Consider the following 18,715-nt stretch of genomic DNA (forward strand, 5'->3'; position numbering starts at 1 on the left):
GAGGACGTAGATGACTTTGCGGCTTCGTCCGTTTCCCGATTCAACTTCTTCTACCTCACCCGGGGAATCTTCCCCTCCCCCCCCGGGGAACTTTTCCTCTGCTGCCCCGGGGAAAAGTTCCCCGCCCCCCCCGGGGAACTTTCCCCCCTCTGGGGCCGAATCTTCCGCCTCTTCCCCCCTTTTTCAAACTACCGGTACTTTGTGCGCAAACTACTAATATTTTGTCGCCAAACTACCGGTAGTTAGTGCGCAAACTACCGGTAGTTTCTGAAGAGAATATTAAGTTCTCATTTTCAATGGTTTATAAATCCGTGAAGTTCGCATCGAAGAAAATGGGAAGATTTTCTTCGGTAGTTGGTAGTGGGTAGTTAGTAGTTGGTAGGCGCGGAGCGGCAAATAGAAGAAAATGGGAAGATTTTCTTCGGTAGTTGGTAGTGGGTAGTTAGTAGTTGGTAGGCGCGGAGCGGTAAATCGAAGAAAATCTGAAGATCTTCCGGTGATAGCAAATGGACATTCCTGGCTCTCCTCCTTTGAAAAGGAGGAGTACCCGAACGAAGAGAGGGGGAGGTGGTTAGATCTTTTAAGTGACTATTAATTAGCAATATAAGAATCTAACCACCTCCCGGCTCGTACCTCGCCGTACTCCTCCTTTTCAAAGGAGGAGAGCCGAGAATGTCCACTTGCTACCCCGGAAAACCTTCACTTCTCACAAGATTTGAATGCGCGACACTGAACGCCGCAAGCGTTCAATGTTCGTAACCGCGGGTGTAGCGAAGCAAACCCGTGGTGAAAGAAGTATCATACCAACCAACCCCGAAGCGGGTTGAACAACCTTAAAGAGATCCCAAAAACGTTCATTTACATTAGTCGTTTGGCGTGACTCGGCATAATCCAAGTAAACTTGGCTTCTGCACTCGCTACTTCAAACGTTCATTTACATTAGTCGTTTGGCGTGACTCGGCATAATCCAAGTAAACTTGGCTTCTGCACTCGCTACTTCAAACGTTCCACCCCTCTTTTTTTGTGGAACAAAAGTTTCACCTCGTTCCACATAAGTGGAACTTTTGGAACAGAGTTTCATGCTTATTCTGTTTACTCACTTCCCAATTCCCGGATAAACTCGGTAGGCGTCTTGCCGTATTGCTTCTGGAAGCAGGTGGAGAAGTAGGTCGGGGAGGAGAAGCCGACGCGGAACGCGATGTCGTTGATACGGGTCTCGCCGGCCTGGATCAGTTGCACGGCTTTTTTGAGGCGCGACACGCGGATGAAGTCGTTGGGCGACAGGCCCGACAGCCCTTTGACCTTGCGGTAAAGGCTCGAGGTACTCATGCCCATCTCGGCGGCAAGCGACTCGACACTCATCGTATCGCTGGTCAGGTTCTTATCGAGATAGACATTGAATTTGTTCAGGAAGATATCATCCAATGGAGAGACGGCCAGGGTCTGGGTAGGCATAAGCGGTTTCTCGAGATAGGCCTTGCTCAGCATCTCCCGGCTTTTTAACAGGTTGACCACCTGGGCCTGCAGCAACTCCATAGAGAACGGTTTCTCCATATAGGCGTCGGCGCCTTTGTTCAATCCTTCGAGGCGCGACTGCAGGTTGTGCTGCGCCGTAAGGATGATAAAGGGGATATGGCTATAGTGTACGTTGTTTTTCACTTTGTTGCAGAGTTCGAATCCATCCATCACCGGCATCATGATATCACTGATAATCAGGTTGATACTGTTGTTCTCGAGCACGGTCAGCGCTTCTTCACCGTTCTCGGCTTCGAGCACATGGTACTTCTCTTTGAGGTCTTCGACGATAAACTGGCGCATATCTTTTTGGTCTTCTACCACCAGGATGGCCTGTTTCAACGTCGGTGAGGGTACGGTTGCTTCTTTGGCCTCGGTCGGCGTTTCGTCGTCGGGCGTATTGACCAGGTAATGATCTTTTTGCTTGGTCGGTACTTCGAGGATGAACTGGTTGAGGTGTTCATTCGTATGCTGATAGTTCAATGTGCCGGAATGAAATTCGGCCAACGTGCGCGAGAGAGACAAGCCGATACCGCTACCTTCGGTGTTCTCGTTCTCTTTCATGCGGTAGAACGGTTTGAATATCTCTTCTTTCTCCGACAAGGGGATCAAAGCGCCGTCGTTGGTGATAATGATCTGAAGCGTATCGCGCTCTTCGTCGATCGTCGCCTGCAGGGTGACGGTTTTCTGCGAATATTTAAACGCGTTGGATATCAGGTTGCTGACGATCTTCGAGAAGGCTTCCCGGTCGATCGAGGCATACAACTGCTTATTGGGATAGAGGATATGGAAGCTCTTCCCTTCGCGTTCGAACATCGGCAGGAAGGTCTGTATGATCGAATCGGTCAATGACCAAACATCCGTACGTACGAAGTTGAGCTTGAAGCCCCGGCTTTCCGTTTTGCGGAAGTCCAGTAGCTGGTTGCTCAGGTTCAACAGGCGGAGGGTGTTCTTTTCGATGATTTCGAGGTTATGCAAGACCGGTGCATAGTCTTTGCTCAGCCGTATGGCCTTTTCCAGGGGCGCTTTGATCAGGGTCAAAGGGGTTCGGATCTCATGGGTGATAAAAGTAAAGAACTGGATCTTGGCATTGTAGATCTCTTTCTCTTTTTCATTCTCATAGATCTCCTGTGCCCGCAGGTGTTTGCGTTCGAACTGACGCTTCTTGAGGTTGTAGAGCCAGTAGATAAAGGCCATCAGGAGCAGTACATAGAAGAGAATAGCCCAGGTGCTCCACCAGAAAGGCGGGGTGATGATGATCGATAGCGTCCGTTCGTTCTCTTGCCACACCTCACTGCTGTTTGTCGATTTGACCCGGAACACATATTCACCGGGAGAGAGGTAGGCGAAATTGACTTCGCGTTTGTACCCGATATCGAGCCAGTCTTTATCGAGGCCTTCGAGCATATACGTGTAGTGCACGGCATGCGGGGAGGTATAGTTCAATGCCGTGTAAGAGATTGTGAAAGAAGAAGAGTGATAGGGCAGTTTCAACGTGAAAGGAGTCTCGCCCGATAATTGCCCCAGTTCGTAGTTCTGCATTTGCTCGTTGGGCAAAGAGACGTTGGTGATGTAGACCGGTGGCGAATAGCTGTCGGTCTGGAACAGGCGGGGACTGAAAGAAAGCATCCCGTTGATAGTCCCGAAATAGATCGTTCCGTTAGGCGCTTTGTAGGAAGAATTGTAGTTGAACTGCGTTTCATGCAATCCTTCGGCACTGGAGAAAACATGCATGATATTGGTTTCCGGATTGAACTTCACCAGGCCATTCGCCGTGGTGATCCAGAAGTCGCCGTCGTCGTCTTCGACAATCCGGTAGACGATGTTACTGGGCAAGCCGTTCTCGGTGGTTATCCGGTTGAAAGAGTCGGTTTCTTCGTTGTACAAAGAGAAACCATACATGGTGGTTACCCATATCTGCCCTTTGGAGTCTTCGAAGACGGAAGTGATACTGTTGCTTCCCAGGCTGAGCCTTTTATCGGAAGGTTGGTAGTGATTCAGGCGGTCGTCGTCGGGCAGATAGCGGTAGACCCCTGTTCGTGTGGCTACCCAGATGGTGCCTTTCGAGTCTTCCATAATCTGTCTGACATGGGTCCGGATGTATTGCCAGGGGGCAAAGCTGTCGCTTTCTTCTTTATATATAAGGAGTCCGGCGCTGGTTCCGATCAGGATCTCTCCGGCGGAAGTCTTATAAAAGCAGACCACATGGTCGGAGAAAAGCTTCTGATTCGTACTCGATTGCGAATATTGCTTGATCACTTTGCCGGTGTTGATATCCAGGATGTCTATTCCCCGGTTGAGTGAACCGATCCAGAGCTTGTCGCCGTCGACCATCAATCCCTGGATATTTATCGCCGAGATCTTATTGACCGGATGGTTGGCCGAGAAGTTGATCATCTCCCGGGTCGTCGGATTGTAGCGGTTGATGCCGTTGTCTTCGGTACCTAACCAGAGGTAGCCTTGCTTGTCGGGCACTATTTCGCGAACCGCGTTCCCCAACATATCTTTATGGGTCTTACCGGCAATGTAATATTCGAAAGGTGTGTACTGCTGCGGCAGGTAATTGATCCCGCCAAAGAACGTGCCGACCCACATGCCGCCTTCCGAGTCTCGGGTGATGTTATATATCGCGTTGTCGGAAAGGGTAAACTCGTTGGTGAAGATTTTAGTCAGGCGATTGACCGACTTATCGATCAGGTTGTAGATATAAAGCCCTGTTTCGCTGGCGACCCAAAAGGTATTATTGTTATACCCTTCGACCGCCCGCACGTAGATCTCGGGAATCAATGTCTCTACCTGTTGGGATTGGGTGTAGAACAGTTTGAGCCCGGCTTTGCTTGTACCGACGAATATGCCGACATCGGGTAAAACATCCAGCGAAGTGATATGGGTCTTGTCTTCTATCTCTTCTTCCGTCAGGACCGAAAAGGGCACAAAACGCTCGGTCTCTTTCCGGTAGATAAACAATTGCGTTTGATTGGCAAATATAGGTGTTCCGTTCTCAAGCACACTCATGGCATGGGGGTAGAAATATTCCGTGGCCGGATAGATACGAAACTCTTTATTGGCCGGACTGTAACGAACCAACTTATCACTCGACATGAACCAGAGGTTTTTCTGGTTGTCTTCGCATACTTTGCGATAGACCTCATCTACTAACTCCCCGGGGATATATTCCAATGGATAGAAAGCATTGGATTCATAGTCGTAATAGCAGGTTCCGCCATTGGTGCACACCCATATCTTACCCGTAGAGTCTTCCAGAAGATCATAGATACAATCGTTGGGAAGCCCTTCGCCAAAAGGAAGCGAAGAGTTATGGCGATAGGTAATGAAGTTGTATCCGTCGAAGCGGTTCAAGCCATCCTCTGTTCCGAACCACATAAATCCCCGTTTATCCTGCAAAGAGCAATACACCGAGTTGTGCGATAACCCTTGCCGGTTGGTATAATGACGAAAATAGTAATCGCATCCGGGATCAGCATTTACCTGAAAAGAACCCCATAGGAGTGAAAAGAGTAGAAAGTAGATAAATCTCATGGTATGGACAGGTGTCTAAAACTAAATACTGCACAAAACTAATAAAATACCGCCAATCTCTCTTGGGTCTGGCATAAATAATCGTTCATTCCTTAACTTATCGTTCAGGGAAAAGGACTTTGAACGATTTGTTAAGCTTTTTGATCGATGCTTTAACCCTTGTTTGAACGGAAAAGCGTTTATTTGTAATGAAAAACTAACTTAATCCATCTATCTGTAGTATCAACATTGTTTTGCCGGAATGCAAGTGCGTATGATCTCGCACTTTCATTTCGGCAAATTTCTTTTACCCAAGTCTTTTTGCAGTCAATGTACGTCAAGTTGTTAAAAAAGCATTTTTTCTCTTTTCCGTCAAGGGTATTTCTCCTTTGAACTGTCTTATGCATATAGGCGACATTTTAGAGTGTGTTAAATGAAAAGGTTAAAACTGTTTATATATACAAAAGGTTGGTAGTGCATTTTTGATCTGCGCAGGCAGATTGGGTAACAAAACTTTTATTTACGTTTGTGACTTTAGCTGAATACGGGATGTATTTGGCTAAAGTTTTTTATATTCGTACTTTTGTGTGCATATATTGAAACAGAAGAATTAAGTACCTAACAGGCAAAGAAGATGAAGAATCCCATCCAAATGATCAAACAATGCTTTGAAAAAGAAGAACCTTATTTTGTGTTGCGCGGACAGGATCTCTGTGCCCTGGCTGCCATCGAAGCGTATTATGAAGCGGTAAAGACCCAGGTGAGTGATCCTTATTTTATTGAAGAGATCGAAGAGATCATGAAGGACTTCCGGGCTTACCGGGAAGAGGTCAGTAAAACAAAAATCCCCGATTAATACGTGTTTTTATGATCAACGATAGCTATAAGACCGTAAAGGAATTAGCCGAAGGTTTTTATTCGGAGAAAAGAAGCCGTTTTATCTCTTATATTATTCCGGTACGAACGGTGGAAGAGGTCAAAGCGGAGATTGATAAATATCGCAAACAATATTATGATGCCCGTCATGTGTGTTGGGCGTATATGCTGGGAGCGGATCGTACGACCTTCCGGGCGAACGACGATGGTGAACCTTCTTCTACAGCCGGCAAACCGATTCTGGGGCAGATCAATTCGAATGAACTGACCGATGTGCTTATCGTTGTCATCCGTTACTTCGGAGGGATCGAGTTAGGCACGAGCGGTTTGATTGTTGCTTACCGTTCGGCTGCTGCCGACGCGATCGCCCATGCCGAGATCGAAGAACGCACGGTCGACGAAGAGATCACTGTCGCTTTCGAATATCCTTACCTGAATGGTATCATGCGAATCGTAAAAGAAGATAACCCGACCATCATTTCCCAGCAATTCGAGATGGACTGCGAAATGACATTACGCATACGCAAAGGAGAAGCCGAACGCCTGAAGAACCGGTTATTGAAAGTCGAGACCGCCCGGCTTCTGTAAGCTGTCCGCCAACAAGTCAAAAAAAACTCCGGCAGCCTTTTTCGCAACACCACATAAAAGTTTTTACCCCGGTCTTCACCTTTCACCCGGTCGCCTGATCCCTGTATTGATCAGCGTTTCGGATGAAAGCTTGATAAAGAACTTCCCAAAGTGTATCGTTCTAAAAAAAGTGAACTGTTTTAGTTCCCAAAAGGCCGCCGGAGTTTCCCAAAAGGCCGGCAGGGTTTTCCCAAAGGCCGGCGGCCTTTTTCGGGAAACCGCCAGGTTTGTCGTTTTTTTAAAGGTATTCCTTTATCTTTCACCCGAAACGCTGATCAATACAGGGATCTCCTCTTGGGGTGAAAGGTGAAGGGTAGGGTTTAACTTTTTATGTGGGATGTGTTTGTTTCAGAAGTCGATCGATAGAAGGCGTAAAACGGAAAAAGCCGCTAATCCGGTGCAGGAGTAGCGGCTTTGTATCATGGATTGTTTTACTTAATCTTCCTGATTCAATGCTTTGAGCGAGAAGAAGAAGGTGGTTCCTTTGTTTTCTTCCGATTCGAACCAGAGTTTACCTTCGTGAAGCTCCACAAAGTCTTTGGTCAGCATCAAGCCCAAGCCCGAACCTTTCTCATTGCTGGTTCCGTAGGTGGTGAAGTGGGTATTTTGTTTCAATAACTTATCCTGGTCTTCTTTCTTGATTCCTTTACCCGTATCTTTCACGCTGATGATTACATAATCGCCGTCGGTTTTGGAACTTAAAGTAATCGTTCCGCCTTCGAAACTAAACTTAAGTGCATTCGACATCAGGTTACGGATAATGGTTTTCAGCATATCGATATCAACCGATCCGGTAAGTTTACTGTCCAGGCCTTCCAAGGTCAGCGAGACGCCTTTTTGTTTGGCCATGGTATCGTAGATGTCGGCCGTACTGGCGATAATGCTGTTTATATCGATTTGCTGGCGGTATATATTCTGCCGGTTCAGGCGGTTCTTTGCCCATTTCAACAGGTTGTCCAGAAGCAGGAAGATCTCTTCGGATGTTTTGTTGATCATCTGCAGCATTTCGAATACTTCTTCTCCGACGCTTTTCTTGTCGACCATCAAAAGGACCGCATTGATCATCATCTTCAATGAACCCAACGGGGAACGAAGGTCGTGTGCAATAACCGAATAGAGTGTATCGCGCGACTCGATGGTGTTTTCAAGTTCCTGCTTGATCCGCTTGATGCTGAACAGTTCATAGCGGTGGGCTACACGTTTCAATAACTCTTCCCGTTGGAAAGGTTTAGTCACATATTCTATGGCACCTAACTGATAGCCCTTCACAATGCTTTGCATATCACTTAAGGCGGACATGATGATTACCGGAATATCGTTTGTCTCGGGGTTGCTTTTCAGATGTTGCAAAACCTCGTATCCATCCATTTCCGGCATCATAATATCTAATAAGATAAGGTGGGGATGCTGTTCTTGCGCTATGTTCAGTGCTTTAGGCCCATTATCACACGTAAGAATCGTATAACCTTCTTTTTTTAGAATGGCTTGAACCAACATAACGTTTGTTGGGACATCATCAACCACTAAGACTTTGTAATCTGATGCTAATTTATCCATTAGGCAAAATAATGTGCTTTTCTATTTTGAGTTACAAATGTATTAATAAAGTTGCAATCAAGGAAGTTTTCAAACAAAAATATTCCTTTCAGGCGTTACTCCTTTTCGCTTTTTCCCAAGCGCCGGTACCTTTATTCTTCTTTAAGTAGAAAAAACCCCTTATTACATTCACATTCATAAAGACAAAATAGTACGGAATAAATAATAATTTATTGCGTATATGTTTTTGTTCCATTTTATAGCCCCAATAAGCGGCTACGTAAAATATTGTCTGTAGTATTAACAAGATAAGATAGAAAATGTTCCCTGTCCAGGCTAAAAAAACATTCAAGGGAAACAAAAGGAACAACACCAGCGGGGTGATCGTCCAGCGCAATACGCGATGGCTGGTGTATTGGAAGCTCAGTGTGCCGTACTTGAACGGATTCAACAGGCTACGCAGGCGCCAGATCGATTGCAGGCCACCGGCGGCGATGCGCACTTTGCGTTTCTCTTCTTCTTTCATATTCAATGAAGCACCTTCCACGGCATAGGCTTCTTTGCAATAGGCAATCTTATATCCTTTTTGGGCGATGCGAAGGGAGAGGATGAAGTCGTCGAGCAAGGTGTCGTTCGGCATCTTTTCGAACAAAGCCGTGCGGACAGAAAACAATTCACCGGCAGCACCAACGGCGGAATAAAGACGGTCGTCCCATTCTTTCAGCTTGGATTCGTATTTCCAATATAAGCCTTCTCCGGCAGTAGCGCCTTGTTCGACGGCGATCTCTACCCGTTTCTCGCCGGCCACACAACCCACTTTCGGATCGGAGAACTTACGGACGATCTCCGTAATGGCTTCCGGGTTGAGCATCGTATTGGCATCGGTATAAATCACTATGGGTGTTTCGACAAAATCAATGCCCCGGTTCAATGCCGCGGTTTTGCCTTTCCGTTCCGGACTAAACAAGACGGTTACCTCCGGATATTCGGCTAATAACTCATTGGTCCGGTCGTTTGATCCATCAGTAATCCAGAAGATCTTAAGCTTGTCGGCAGGGTAGGAGAGGGTATGGCAGTTGGCCATCTTCTCATGTACGATAGCTTCCTCATTGTAAGCCGCGATAAAGAGCGTGACTTCCGGAAGCGGATCCGGCAACCCATATATGATGGGTTTGACGAAGAACTCTTTAATTTTCACTAAGACGAAGAGCAGAATCCCATACCCCAAATAAGTATAAAAAACCAGGAAGACCCCGATCCAGAACAATAAAGCACTCATATTTTTACACTTTATAACTTTACGCAAAGAAACAATTTTTCTTTTGATTTCTGAAATCAAAGAGTCAAAAATTAGGGTGGGGAAGGATATTTACGATATTCTACGTTGTTCATAGTCAGGTAGGACTGATCTTCGCCTGATGTACTCAAATAAAAGCTTAATGTTTTGTCGACAAAACATTAAGCTTTTGCCGACAAAACATTAGTGTTTTATGTGCAAAACATTAGGCTTTTAAAAAGTAAAGCGGAATAGATGTCTTTGAACAGTGAATTAAGCCAGGTAAAAGTGGGCTTTGAAAGAACATTTTTAACAAAATCCTGTTATGTATAGAGAATTTTGGAGTTCGATGAATGTGAATTCTCAGTGATTTGTTTCTGCTCTCGTCACTTGAAATGCCGAAAATCATACAATATAGAGTAGGCGATAGTGCGAAGTATGAAAGAAAAAAGTATTTTTGTGACAAATATGTAGAAGATATGGTTGTATTGCAAGCGCTTGATATCATTTTGTATTCTCTCCTCTCCTTGATGGTTTTATACCTTTTGGTTTTTGGCTTGAGCTCATTGCTTAAAAAGCCTCAAGTGCTGTTGGGCGGAAGTAAGATTAATAAGATAGCAGTTCTTTTTCCTGCCTACAATGAAGACCGTGTGATCATTTCAAGTGTCTCTTCTTTTTCGATGCAAAACTATCCTGCTGACTGTTATGATATTATTGTGATCTCTGATCATATGACAGAAGAAACCAACGAACGATTACGGCAACAGCGGAATGTGGAAGTACTGGTCGCGACGTATGAGAATAGCACCAAAGCGAAGGCATTGAATTTGGCAATGGATCATATCGAAGGCAAAGATTATGATCTGGTGGTTGTTATGGATGCCGATAATATTGCGGATACTGATTTCTTACACCAACTCAATACTGCTTATCAATCCGGATTAAAGGTTATTCAGACCCATCGAATAGCCAAGAACTTGAATACGGATGTGGCCATGTTGGACGCGGTGAGCGAAGAAATTAATAATGCGTTTTTTCGCTTGGGAACATATAACCTGGGACTGTCGGCCAGCTTGATAGGTTCAGGGATTGCCTTTGACTTTGAATGGTTCAAAAAGAACGTGCGGAAATTGCATACGGCAGGTGAAGACCGTGAATTTGAAGTGTTATTGTTGAGAGACCGTATTCGTATCGGTTACCTGCCGAGTGTGTATGTATACGATGAAAAGACACAAAACCTGAAGAATTTCAAGAACCAAAGAAAACGTTGGCAGGCCGTTCAATACCAGTCGTTGAATCGATCCATTCTGGATTTGCCCCATGCCTTATCACAGGGAAATATAGATTACGCGAATAAGATTCTGCAATGGATGCTATTGCCCCGTTCTATCTTATTGATGCTTCTTCCGTTGATCAGCTTGATATTCACTTTGTTTTTTAAGGCATTGTCTTTGAAATGGTGGGTGCTGACACTGGTGTTCTATGGCATTATCTTTGCGGTTATTCCTCCCTCCTTAAAAAATAAACGCTTACTCAAAGCCATGAGTAAGATTCCGGTTATGGCTGTGCTTATGTGTGTGAACTTTCTTAAGCTGAAAGAAGGCAGTAAAAAGTTTATACATACGGAACATGATGTAAACTAAACAGATATGGTTTCAATTATTACTGTAAATTTTAATGGATATAAGGATACTTGTGAGTTGATAGACTCTTTACAGCAGTATGAAACTTATCCGTATGAAGTTGTTGTGGTTGATAATGCCTCTCGGAATGAGGAAGGAAAACGATTGCAGGCCTGTGGATTCGATAAAGTAACTGTTGTTTGCAGCGATCAAAACCTGGGCTTTGCCGGTGGAAATAATCTGGGGTTCCAATACGCGAAGGGAGATTATATTCTTTATATGAATAATGATATGCTGATCGACAGACCTTTTTTGGAAGTGCTGATCGATCGGCTAAATTCATCAAGCAATATAGGCGCTGTTTCTCCAAAGTTGCTCTATGTCGCACCTGCTCATACCATTCAATATGCGGGTTTTACCCCGCTTTCTCCCATCCTTTTGCGCAATGAAACCATTGGCATTGGCGAGAAAGATGAAGGACAACGCGACCAGGCGCGAGAAACAGCTTTCTTACACGGTGCTTGTATGCTGACTTCACGTAAGGTACTGGAGGATGCCGGCCAGATGACGGAAGTCTATTTCCTCTTTTATGAAGAGTTCGACTGGTCGATGCAGCTGAAAAGAGCCGGCTATTCGTTATGGTATGAACCAGCCGCGGCAGTCTATCATAAAGAAAGCATGAGTATTCCCAAAGCAACCCCCCTGCGACAATACTATATGACCCGAAGCCGGTTGCTTTTCGCGCGCCGGAATCTGAAAGGGATGGATTGTATGCTTTCTTGTTTGTATCAAATGGGGGTGGTGATGCCTAAAAATGTGTTGACTTATATGTTGAAAGGCAGATGGCAAATGGTTTGTGCCAGTTGGAAAGGAATGGTCAAAGGAATATCCGATAAAACGCAATAAAGTAGAAAGCCATGAACCAATTGAAAGCAGGAGCTATATTATCCTATCTTTCTATAGGGTTGAGCAATTTGATTGCGTTGCTCTATACGCCTTTTATGCTTCGCATGATGGGACAATCCGAGTATGGGCTTTACTCACTGGTCGCCTCAATAGTATCTTATTTGACAATATTGGATTTTGGGTTTGGGAACGCGATTGTTAGGTATACGGCAAAATATCGGGCAGAAGGAAAGACTACGGAACTCTATGAAATGTTTGGTTTGTTTTTATTGCTTTATTCCGGGATTGGTGTCATTGCGTTAGGGGTAGGCGGTGTTTTATATTGGAATGTAGAAGGACTTTTTGGCGAAACGATGGGAAATGAAGAGTTGAGAAAAGTTCGTGTCATGTTACTGCTTACGATTTTTAATATTGCCATTACTTTTCCTTTTAGTTTATTTACATCTATCATAACGGCGTACGAGAGGTTTGTATTCCAGAAGCTTATCAATATTATCCGTATTGTTTTAAATGCGTTGGTGATGATTGCTATGTTGTTGTTGGGATACAGGGCTATCGGAATGGTAGTGGTTACGGTTGCGTTTAATGTCATTACACTATTAATCAATTGGTGGTATTGTCATTATAAGTTACACATACAGATCCGTTTTGGCCGTTTCAAATGGGATTTTGTACGGGAAGTTTCCATTTATTCATTTTGGATATTTCTGAACACGATAATGGATCGGATTTACTGGAGTACCGGACAGTTTATCTTAGGTGTCTATAAAGGAGCGGTCTCGGTGGCTATTTATGCTTTAGCCATGCAGGTGGTTCATATTTATATAAATTTTTCAACAGCTATACAAGGCGTGTTTTTGCCCCGAATAACCTCCATGGTGACGCGGGATAATAATCCGAAAGCAATTTCAGATATCTTTATTCGGGTAGGAAGGATACAGTATATTGTTATGGTCTTTATTCTGACCGGTTTTATTGTATTTGGCCGTCAATTTATAAGGTTATGGGCAGGAGCGGATTATGATGTGGCCTATATTATTATTGTACTTCTTTTTGTGCCTTTATTGATTCCTTTGATCCAAAACTTAGGAATTTCGATATTGCAAGCGCGTAATCAAATGAAATTCCGGTCCGTTTGTTATGTCACTTTGGCGGTGTTGAGTTTGGCTCTTTCTATTCCTTTGGCACAGAAATATGATGGAATCGGGTGTGCTATAGGTACGGCTATATCCTTAATTTTAGGACAAGTCCTGATTATGAATGTGTATTACTGGAAAAAAACACAGATTGATATCCCTCGTTTTTGGCGAGAAATATTAAGTATGTCTAAAACTCCCCTCTTGATAGGAAGTGTCAGTTATTTTATCGTGCGTTTCTTTCCGATCTCAGATCTGGGAGGTTTGTTAATCGGTATAGTATTGTTTAGTGCGCTTTATTTGCCCTTATTCTGGTTTTTTGATATGAACGGGTATGAACGTAACCTATTGGGAGAACCTTTTCGTAAAATGTTTGTTAAGTTAAGAAAGTAAGCCTTTTAATGCATCATACATGATACAACTGAAAGACAAGAAAGATTGTTGCGGATGTTATGCCTGTGTGCAGAAATGTCCGGTACAGTGTATTGTCATGGAAGAGGATGAAGAAGGGTTCTTCTATCCTACAATTGATCTAAAACAGTGCATTGATTGTGGTCTTTGTGAAAAGGTATGTCCGGTCATACATCAGGGAAAGGAAAGGAGGCCGGATATTATCTATGCGGCGAAAAATAGAGATAATTCTATTCGGGAAGAAAGTTCTTCCGGAGGTGTCTTTACATTGCTTGCCAAAGCGGTTATTTCACAAGGTGGTGTTGTTTTTGGGGTTCGTTTTGATGAACAATGGAAAGTGCGGCATGACTGGATTGATAATGAGGAAGATATTGCATTCTTTAGAGGATCGAAGTATGTACAAAGTGATGTCAGTGATCATTTTAGACAAGCAGAACAGTTTTTGAAACAAGGTAGGCAAGTTCTTTTTTCAGGTACACCGTGTCAGATTTCCGGGTTAAAACTGTATCTAAGGAAGGAGTATGAAAACTTATTGGCAATTGATTTCATTTGTCATGGTGTTCCTTCTCCTAAAGTTTGGGAACAATATTTGCATGAGTTTTTGAAAAAAAGAGGGATCTCAAAAAAAAATGTGTATTCAGTCTTATTTCGTGACAAGATTTTTGGGTGGAAAACATACAGTTTTACGTGTAAATATGCAAAAACACCAAGAGGATATGAGAGGAGGGTTTCCGAACCTTTTTATAAAAATTCTTTCATCAAAGGTTTTTTAGCCGATCTGTATTTACGTCCTTCCTGTTATGATTGCCCCAGTAAGTGTTTTAAGAGCGGGAGTGACATGACTATTGCTGATTATTGGGGAATAGACGATGTTTTACCGGAGTTTAATGATGATAGAGGTGTCAGTTTGCTTTTTATTCATAATCCAGATACGACATTCCTCTTGAAAGAGGAATACTTGGAGTTGAAATCTACGACATACGAACAAGCTGTGCGAAAAAACAGGAGCACGGAGAAACCGGCAGCTCTACCTTCCGAGCGGGATGCTTTTTTTTCCATGCTGAAGAATAGATCAGCAATGGAAACGATTGATCATTTTACCCGTATCCCCTTTGGGAAAAGAGTGAAATCGAAGATAAAGAGTTTGTTTCGTTTAATCCTTAAGCAATAAGAATATGAAAATAGGCATCTTAACACTTCCGTTGCATATCAATTATGGAGGCATATTACAGGCATATGCCCTTCAAACAGTATTGACTCAAATGGGGCATGAAGCAACTCTGATTGATTTGCAGGAAGTTAATATATCCAAACGCCCATTCTGGTGGATGCTTTTGGCTTATGGGAAAAGGGCTGTACGTAAATATGTGCTCCGAAGAAAAGATGTTGTTATCTTCCGAGAGAGAAAGTGGAAAAAGGAACTGCCAGTAATTGGGCGGGATATTCATCGGTTCGTGGAGCAAAACATTCATCCGCATCTGAAGATAACTTCTTTATATTCCATTCAGCCGGATGACTTTGATGCTTTTGTTGTCGGCAGTGATCAGATCTGGCGACCGAAATACTTCCCTTACATTGAAGAGGCCTATTTGCAATTTGCTGCCGGTTGGCCGGTGAAAAGAATAGCCTATGCACCCTCTTTTGGAGTGAGCCAATGGGAATATACCGAACAGCAGACAGGAGTGTGTGGCGCTTTATTGAAGCGATTTGATGCCGTTTCCGTGCGTGAAGATTCGGCTGTTGCTTTGTGTGATAAACACTTCCAGGTAAGTGCGACTCATGTGTTGGATCCTACGATGTTACTCCCTATTTCCCATTACCAGGAACTGATAGCAAAAGGAGATACCCATCCCAGCGATGGGCAGATGTTGACCTATATCTTAGATGGATCAGACCAACGTGAAGAAAAAAATAAAATAGTTAGTTACTTATCTCAAACATTAGGATACAAGGCATATACAGTTGATCATGTGCGCTATAATCAACCGAATGCACCTTTAGAACAGTGTATTTCCCCTTCTGTCGAACAGTGGTTGCGTGGATTTGAGGATGCTCAATTGGTGATAACGGATTCCTTTCATGCTTGTGTGTTCTCTATCCTTTTTCATAAACCTTTTGTCGTGTTTGCTAATAAAAACAGAGGAGTGGCTCGCTTAGAGTCTCTGTTGAAAATCTTTTCATTGACTGACCGAATCGTTACTTCATCGCAAGAATTGATTGACAAGAGAGATTTGTTTTCTATCCCTTGGCAGGAAGTGGATCGTATACATGATCAATGGAAGCAACAGTCTATTCGTTTTCTCCAATCATCCCTTTAGTCTTTCTGCTTTTCAAGAACTAAGGTTTTACCCATTCTTTCAGATCAAAGTCATATCGGCGAATAACTTTTGCCGGATTTCCACCAACAACAGTATAAGGAGGCACAGATTTGGTAACAACGCTTCCTGCAGCGATTAATGAATGCGTTCCAATTCGAATACCTTGGATAATACAACTATTTCCTCCAATCCAGACATCATCCTCTATAACTGTAAGCGTCGGAGTAACGCCTTGTTGGTTGATCGGGCGTGTGACATCTTTATAGTTATGAGTTAGACCTGTTATTTGAGAGTCTCCACCCATTATTACGTTATTACCAATTATAACAGGACCTACAATTTTCCCTCGCGTGTTTATGTATGAATTATCTCCAATGATAATATCTCCCATTTGATTGTTAAGCAGTGCATAGTCTTCAATGATGCTTCTGTTACCCAATACAAGTTTTTTGGAAGGAATAAGGTCTAGTCTAGCCGAGCGTCTGATAATGGAGCCTTTCCCTCTTTTTATTCCAAAAGGAATTACAAAAATACGTGCCCATAACCGTGGTCGGGATGCATAGGGATGGATGATCAAACGATGCAAAAAAAGTTTGAATTTGGGGTGATTCTCTAACATGGACAATCTTATGAATTGTTGTTTTTGTTTGTTTGAAACTGGTCAATAATCTTATATATCTTTTCAACACTATGTCCCCAGCTATGTGTATGGGCAAAATCAATGCGATTATTTCTCTTTACTTCATCTTTGACTTCTGTTAGTGCCTCATCTATATGATACAGATACTCTTCGAGGGTATTGGCTAAGAATACATGACGACTGAAAATGTCTCTCATCGTATGTGTGCTAGTGGCCACTGTAGGTTTCCCCATTGCTAAATATTCATCAATTTTCAATGGATAGTTTCCGTCTGTAATTTCATTTACTTTTTGGGGATTAATACATACATCAAAGCCTGTAATATATGCAGGTAATGTTTCCATCGGCTTTTTACCTAAGAAGTATACGTTTTTTAATTGATGTAAAGGAAGTTGTGTGAATTTTTCGTCTTCTGGACCTACAAATACAAAGTTGTAGTTGGGCCGTTCTTGCGCCATTTTATATAGGAGCTCCCCGTCCAGACGTGAAGACGCTAATGCTCCCACATAACCAATGATTGGATGTGGTATCGATGCTAAATCTTCAGGAATTGCCCATGGCTTACTGGAGTCATATAATACTAAATTTACCCCTGTTTCAATAGGGTAGGTATGAGGATTATAATGGGAGAAATGCTCGGCAAAATAAGTTGAGTTGGTGATGACAATATCCGATTTTGCGGCCAATAAAGGCTCTAAGCGGCGACCATGTCTTTTCCAATAAGGATTATTCAATACAAAATCACGACAGTAGTATATGGAAACGGATGGTTTGATGAGTTCTTTCAGGTAGAAACTACGGTAGATATCCGTATCGATAATATGAATACAATCACTGAATCCCAATTCTGTAATAGCAGCTAATATCCGATTGGCTATTTTTTTGTTATTTATTTCATTAAAAACATTAAATAGCCATGCGGGAAGTTGATTTACTGAAAACACAGAGAAAGGACAATCTACGATCCACAGATTTTTATTGACCTGTCTTAGAGCAGAAGTACGTCCTTTTATGACATCCAGTCGATGTCGATAGGAGTAATTATCTTCTCCTTTTAATAGGGAAATATGATCTAAAGGGGTATTCAAATAGAGAACCCTATTGTTTTTTGAGAGTTCCAAAGTCGTGTTGTTAATTGTACTCCCAATCTCAATGTCCCAGTTTTGTTGACTGGTTATGATGAAATCTCTCTTAATCATAGTTTTTTATTTTGAAGATACTACCTCTTTATAAATCGCTAAGGTGTTGATCGCTGTCTGTTCCCAAGAGAACTTCTTTACCCGATCCAGACCATAAGCGACCTGCTCATTATATAAGGCTTGATCATTCTCTAATCGGAGGATGGCTTCGGATATGGCTTCCGGTTTAAACGGATCGACCAGGATGGCTCCTTCGCCAGCAATCTCAGGCATGGCTGAGGTGTCGCTGGTAATTACCGGCGTGGCACAGGCCATAGCTTCGAGCGAGGGGATACCAAAACTTTCTCGCAGCGAGGTATAAAGGAAAATATAAGCCCCGTTATACAAGGCTACCAGGTCTTTGTTGTAAATATATCCCGGATAACTTAGGTAGGGCTTGATCTCTTGTATGCCTTCTTCTTGCAGGATGGAGTCGATGAAGTCTTCTTTCAGATCCGCGATTAACAACTTCCGCTTATGCGTCGACTGTTGCAGATACTGACTGTAGGCTTTCAATACTCGGGGTGTGTTTTTCTTCGGATCGGTATTGCCTAAGAAAAACAGATAATCATCCGTATCGATATACTTGTGAATAACTTCTTTGTCTTTGGGTTGAGGAGCAAAGTAGGGATTATATCCGTTATAAACAGCCACCACCTGTTCCTCGGGCAGGTTTAAGCTTTGACAGATATGCTGTCGTTCGAAATTAGAAACCGTAATGATCTTACGACATTTGTTCAGAATGCGAGGCACCACCAGGCGCCTGTAGTGCCAACCCATCTCCTGGTACCAGGACTTGCTGCTGGATTGCCGTTTCTCCAGGAAAATGATGTCATGCAAGGTTAATACCAGAGGAACCGGACAATGGATCGGTGCCGTATTACTCGTGCAATGCAAAAGGTCAGCCTTGACTTTGGCAACGGCACGCGGCAGTGCCACCTGCTCCCATAGCGGATAAGTCGGGCAGCTCACTTCGATAATATGCATATTCTCCGAGTCGGAAACGCACTTATCTTCTCCGGGGCTGACAAAGACGAAATATTCATTCTCTTTATCTAACTGTTGCAGTTGCCTAACCGTTTCTAAGGCAACGAAGTCCATCCCGTGTTTATTCGTACGGAAAATCCGTTGAGCTTCTATGGCAATACGCATGAC

The 18,715-nt window shown here is 43.3% G+C and carries 13 protein-coding genes; 7 read left to right on the forward strand and 6 right to left on the reverse strand.

Going from position 1 to position 18,715, the window contains the following annotated elements:
- Positions 1–1,092 precede the first annotated feature (1,092 nt).
- Entirely contained in the window at positions 1,093–5,055 is a 3,963-nt protein-coding gene (locus tag M2133_RS15210) for a two-component regulator propeller domain-containing protein (RefSeq protein WP_277467053.1), read from the reverse strand.
- 613 nt (positions 5,056–5,668) lie between these two features.
- Between M2133_RS15210 and M2133_RS15215 the strand changes: the two genes are divergently transcribed.
- On the forward strand, positions 5,669–5,890 hold the full coding sequence (locus M2133_RS15215; RefSeq protein ID WP_277467054.1) for a hypothetical protein: 222 nt from the start codon (positions 5,669–5,671) through the stop codon (positions 5,888–5,890).
- An 11-nt stretch (positions 5,891–5,901) separates the two neighbouring features.
- Entirely contained in the window at positions 5,902–6,498 is a 597-nt protein-coding gene (locus M2133_RS15220) for a YigZ family protein (RefSeq protein WP_277467055.1), read from the forward strand.
- Between the two features lie 474 nt (positions 6,499–6,972).
- Here the strand turns inward: M2133_RS15220 and M2133_RS15225 are convergent, their stop codons facing one another.
- Both M2133_RS15225 and M2133_RS15230 read right to left on the reverse strand, forming a co-directional pair.
- Complete coding sequence (locus M2133_RS15225) at positions 6,973–8,094, reverse strand: hybrid sensor histidine kinase/response regulator (protein WP_277467056.1); 1,122 nt, start codon at positions 8,092–8,094, stop codon at positions 6,973–6,975.
- Between the two features lie 88 nt (positions 8,095–8,182).
- A complete protein-coding gene (locus M2133_RS15230; protein WP_277467057.1) occupies positions 8,183–9,352 on the reverse strand; it encodes a glycosyltransferase family 2 protein in 1,170 nt (389 codons plus the stop codon).
- A gap of 476 nt (positions 9,353–9,828) precedes the next feature.
- Here M2133_RS15230 and M2133_RS15235 point away from each other — a divergent pair, with 476 nt between their 5' ends.
- The 5 genes from M2133_RS15235 to M2133_RS15255 are packed head-to-tail and all read left to right on the forward strand — an operon-like array spanning position 9,829 to position 15,742.
- A complete protein-coding gene (locus tag M2133_RS15235) occupies positions 9,829–10,992 on the forward strand; it encodes a glycosyltransferase family 2 protein (RefSeq protein WP_277467058.1) in 1,164 nt (387 codons plus the stop codon).
- 6 nt (positions 10,993–10,998) lie between these two features.
- Positions 10,999–11,877, forward strand: a complete 879-nt coding sequence (locus tag M2133_RS15240) for a glycosyltransferase family 2 protein (protein WP_277467059.1) — start codon at positions 10,999–11,001, stop codon at positions 11,875–11,877.
- Between the two features lie 11 nt (positions 11,878–11,888).
- On the forward strand, positions 11,889–13,406 hold the full coding sequence (locus M2133_RS15245) for an oligosaccharide flippase family protein (RefSeq protein WP_277467060.1): 1,518 nt from the start codon (positions 11,889–11,891) through the stop codon (positions 13,404–13,406).
- 19 nt (positions 13,407–13,425) lie between these two features.
- Positions 13,426–14,595 carry a Coenzyme F420 hydrogenase/dehydrogenase, beta subunit C-terminal domain gene (locus M2133_RS15250; protein ID WP_277467061.1) on the forward strand — a complete coding sequence of 390 codons (1,170 nt, stop codon included), beginning with the start codon at positions 13,426–13,428 and terminating at the stop codon, positions 14,593–14,595.
- A gap of 4 nt (positions 14,596–14,599) precedes the next feature.
- On the forward strand, positions 14,600–15,742 hold the full coding sequence (locus tag M2133_RS15255) for a polysaccharide pyruvyl transferase family protein (protein WP_277467062.1): 1,143 nt from the start codon (positions 14,600–14,602) through the stop codon (positions 15,740–15,742).
- A gap of 19 nt (positions 15,743–15,761) precedes the next feature.
- Here M2133_RS15255 and M2133_RS15260 read toward each other — a convergent pair whose 3' ends face one another.
- Genes M2133_RS15260 through M2133_RS15270 form a run of 3 tightly spaced genes read right to left on the reverse strand, consistent with a single transcriptional unit; the run spans position 15,762 to position 18,712 of the window.
- A complete protein-coding gene (locus M2133_RS15260) occupies positions 15,762–16,361 on the reverse strand; it encodes an acyltransferase (protein ID WP_277467063.1) in 600 nt (199 codons plus the stop codon).
- Between the two features lie 8 nt (positions 16,362–16,369).
- Positions 16,370–17,581, reverse strand: a complete 1,212-nt coding sequence (locus tag M2133_RS15265) for a glycosyltransferase (RefSeq protein WP_277467064.1) — start codon at positions 17,579–17,581, stop codon at positions 16,370–16,372.
- Between the two features lie 6 nt (positions 17,582–17,587).
- Complete coding sequence (locus M2133_RS15270; RefSeq protein WP_277467065.1) at positions 17,588–18,712, reverse strand: glycosyltransferase family 1 protein; 1,125 nt, start codon at positions 18,710–18,712, stop codon at positions 17,588–17,590.
- Positions 18,713–18,715: the final 3 nt, after the last annotated feature.

Source organism: Parabacteroides sp. PF5-6, assembly GCF_029504695.1.
Taxonomy (GTDB): domain Bacteria; phylum Bacteroidota; class Bacteroidia; order Bacteroidales; family Tannerellaceae; genus QVMG01.

Coding starts and splice junctions, on each gene's coding strand:
- M2133_RS15210 (WP_277467053.1), bottom strand. CDS start 5,055: ATGAGATTTATCTACTTTCTACTCTTTTCACTCCTATGGGGTTCTTTT.
- M2133_RS15215 (WP_277467054.1), top strand. CDS start 5,669: ATGAAGAATCCCATCCAAATGATCAAACAATGCTTTGAAAAAGAAGAA.
- M2133_RS15220 (WP_277467055.1), top strand. CDS start 5,902: ATGATCAACGATAGCTATAAGACCGTAAAGGAATTAGCCGAAGGTTTT.
- M2133_RS15225 (WP_277467056.1), bottom strand. CDS start 8,094: ATGGATAAATTAGCATCAGATTACAAAGTCTTAGTGGTTGATGATGTC.
- M2133_RS15230 (WP_277467057.1), bottom strand. CDS start 9,352: ATGAGTGCTTTATTGTTCTGGATCGGGGTCTTCCTGGTTTTTTATACT.
- M2133_RS15235 (WP_277467058.1), top strand. CDS start 9,829: ATGGTTGTATTGCAAGCGCTTGATATCATTTTGTATTCTCTCCTCTCC.
- M2133_RS15240 (WP_277467059.1), top strand. CDS start 10,999: ATGGTTTCAATTATTACTGTAAATTTTAATGGATATAAGGATACTTGT.
- M2133_RS15245 (WP_277467060.1), top strand. CDS start 11,889: ATGAACCAATTGAAAGCAGGAGCTATATTATCCTATCTTTCTATAGGG.
- M2133_RS15250 (WP_277467061.1), top strand. CDS start 13,426: ATGATACAACTGAAAGACAAGAAAGATTGTTGCGGATGTTATGCCTGT.
- M2133_RS15255 (WP_277467062.1), top strand. CDS start 14,600: ATGAAAATAGGCATCTTAACACTTCCGTTGCATATCAATTATGGAGGC.
- M2133_RS15260 (WP_277467063.1), bottom strand. CDS start 16,361: ATGTTAGAGAATCACCCCAAATTCAAACTTTTTTTGCATCGTTTGATC.
- M2133_RS15265 (WP_277467064.1), bottom strand. CDS start 17,581: ATGATTAAGAGAGATTTCATCATAACCAGTCAACAAAACTGGGACATT.
- M2133_RS15270 (WP_277467065.1), bottom strand. CDS start 18,712: ATGCGTATTGCCATAGAAGCTCAACGGATTTTCCGTACGAATAAACAC.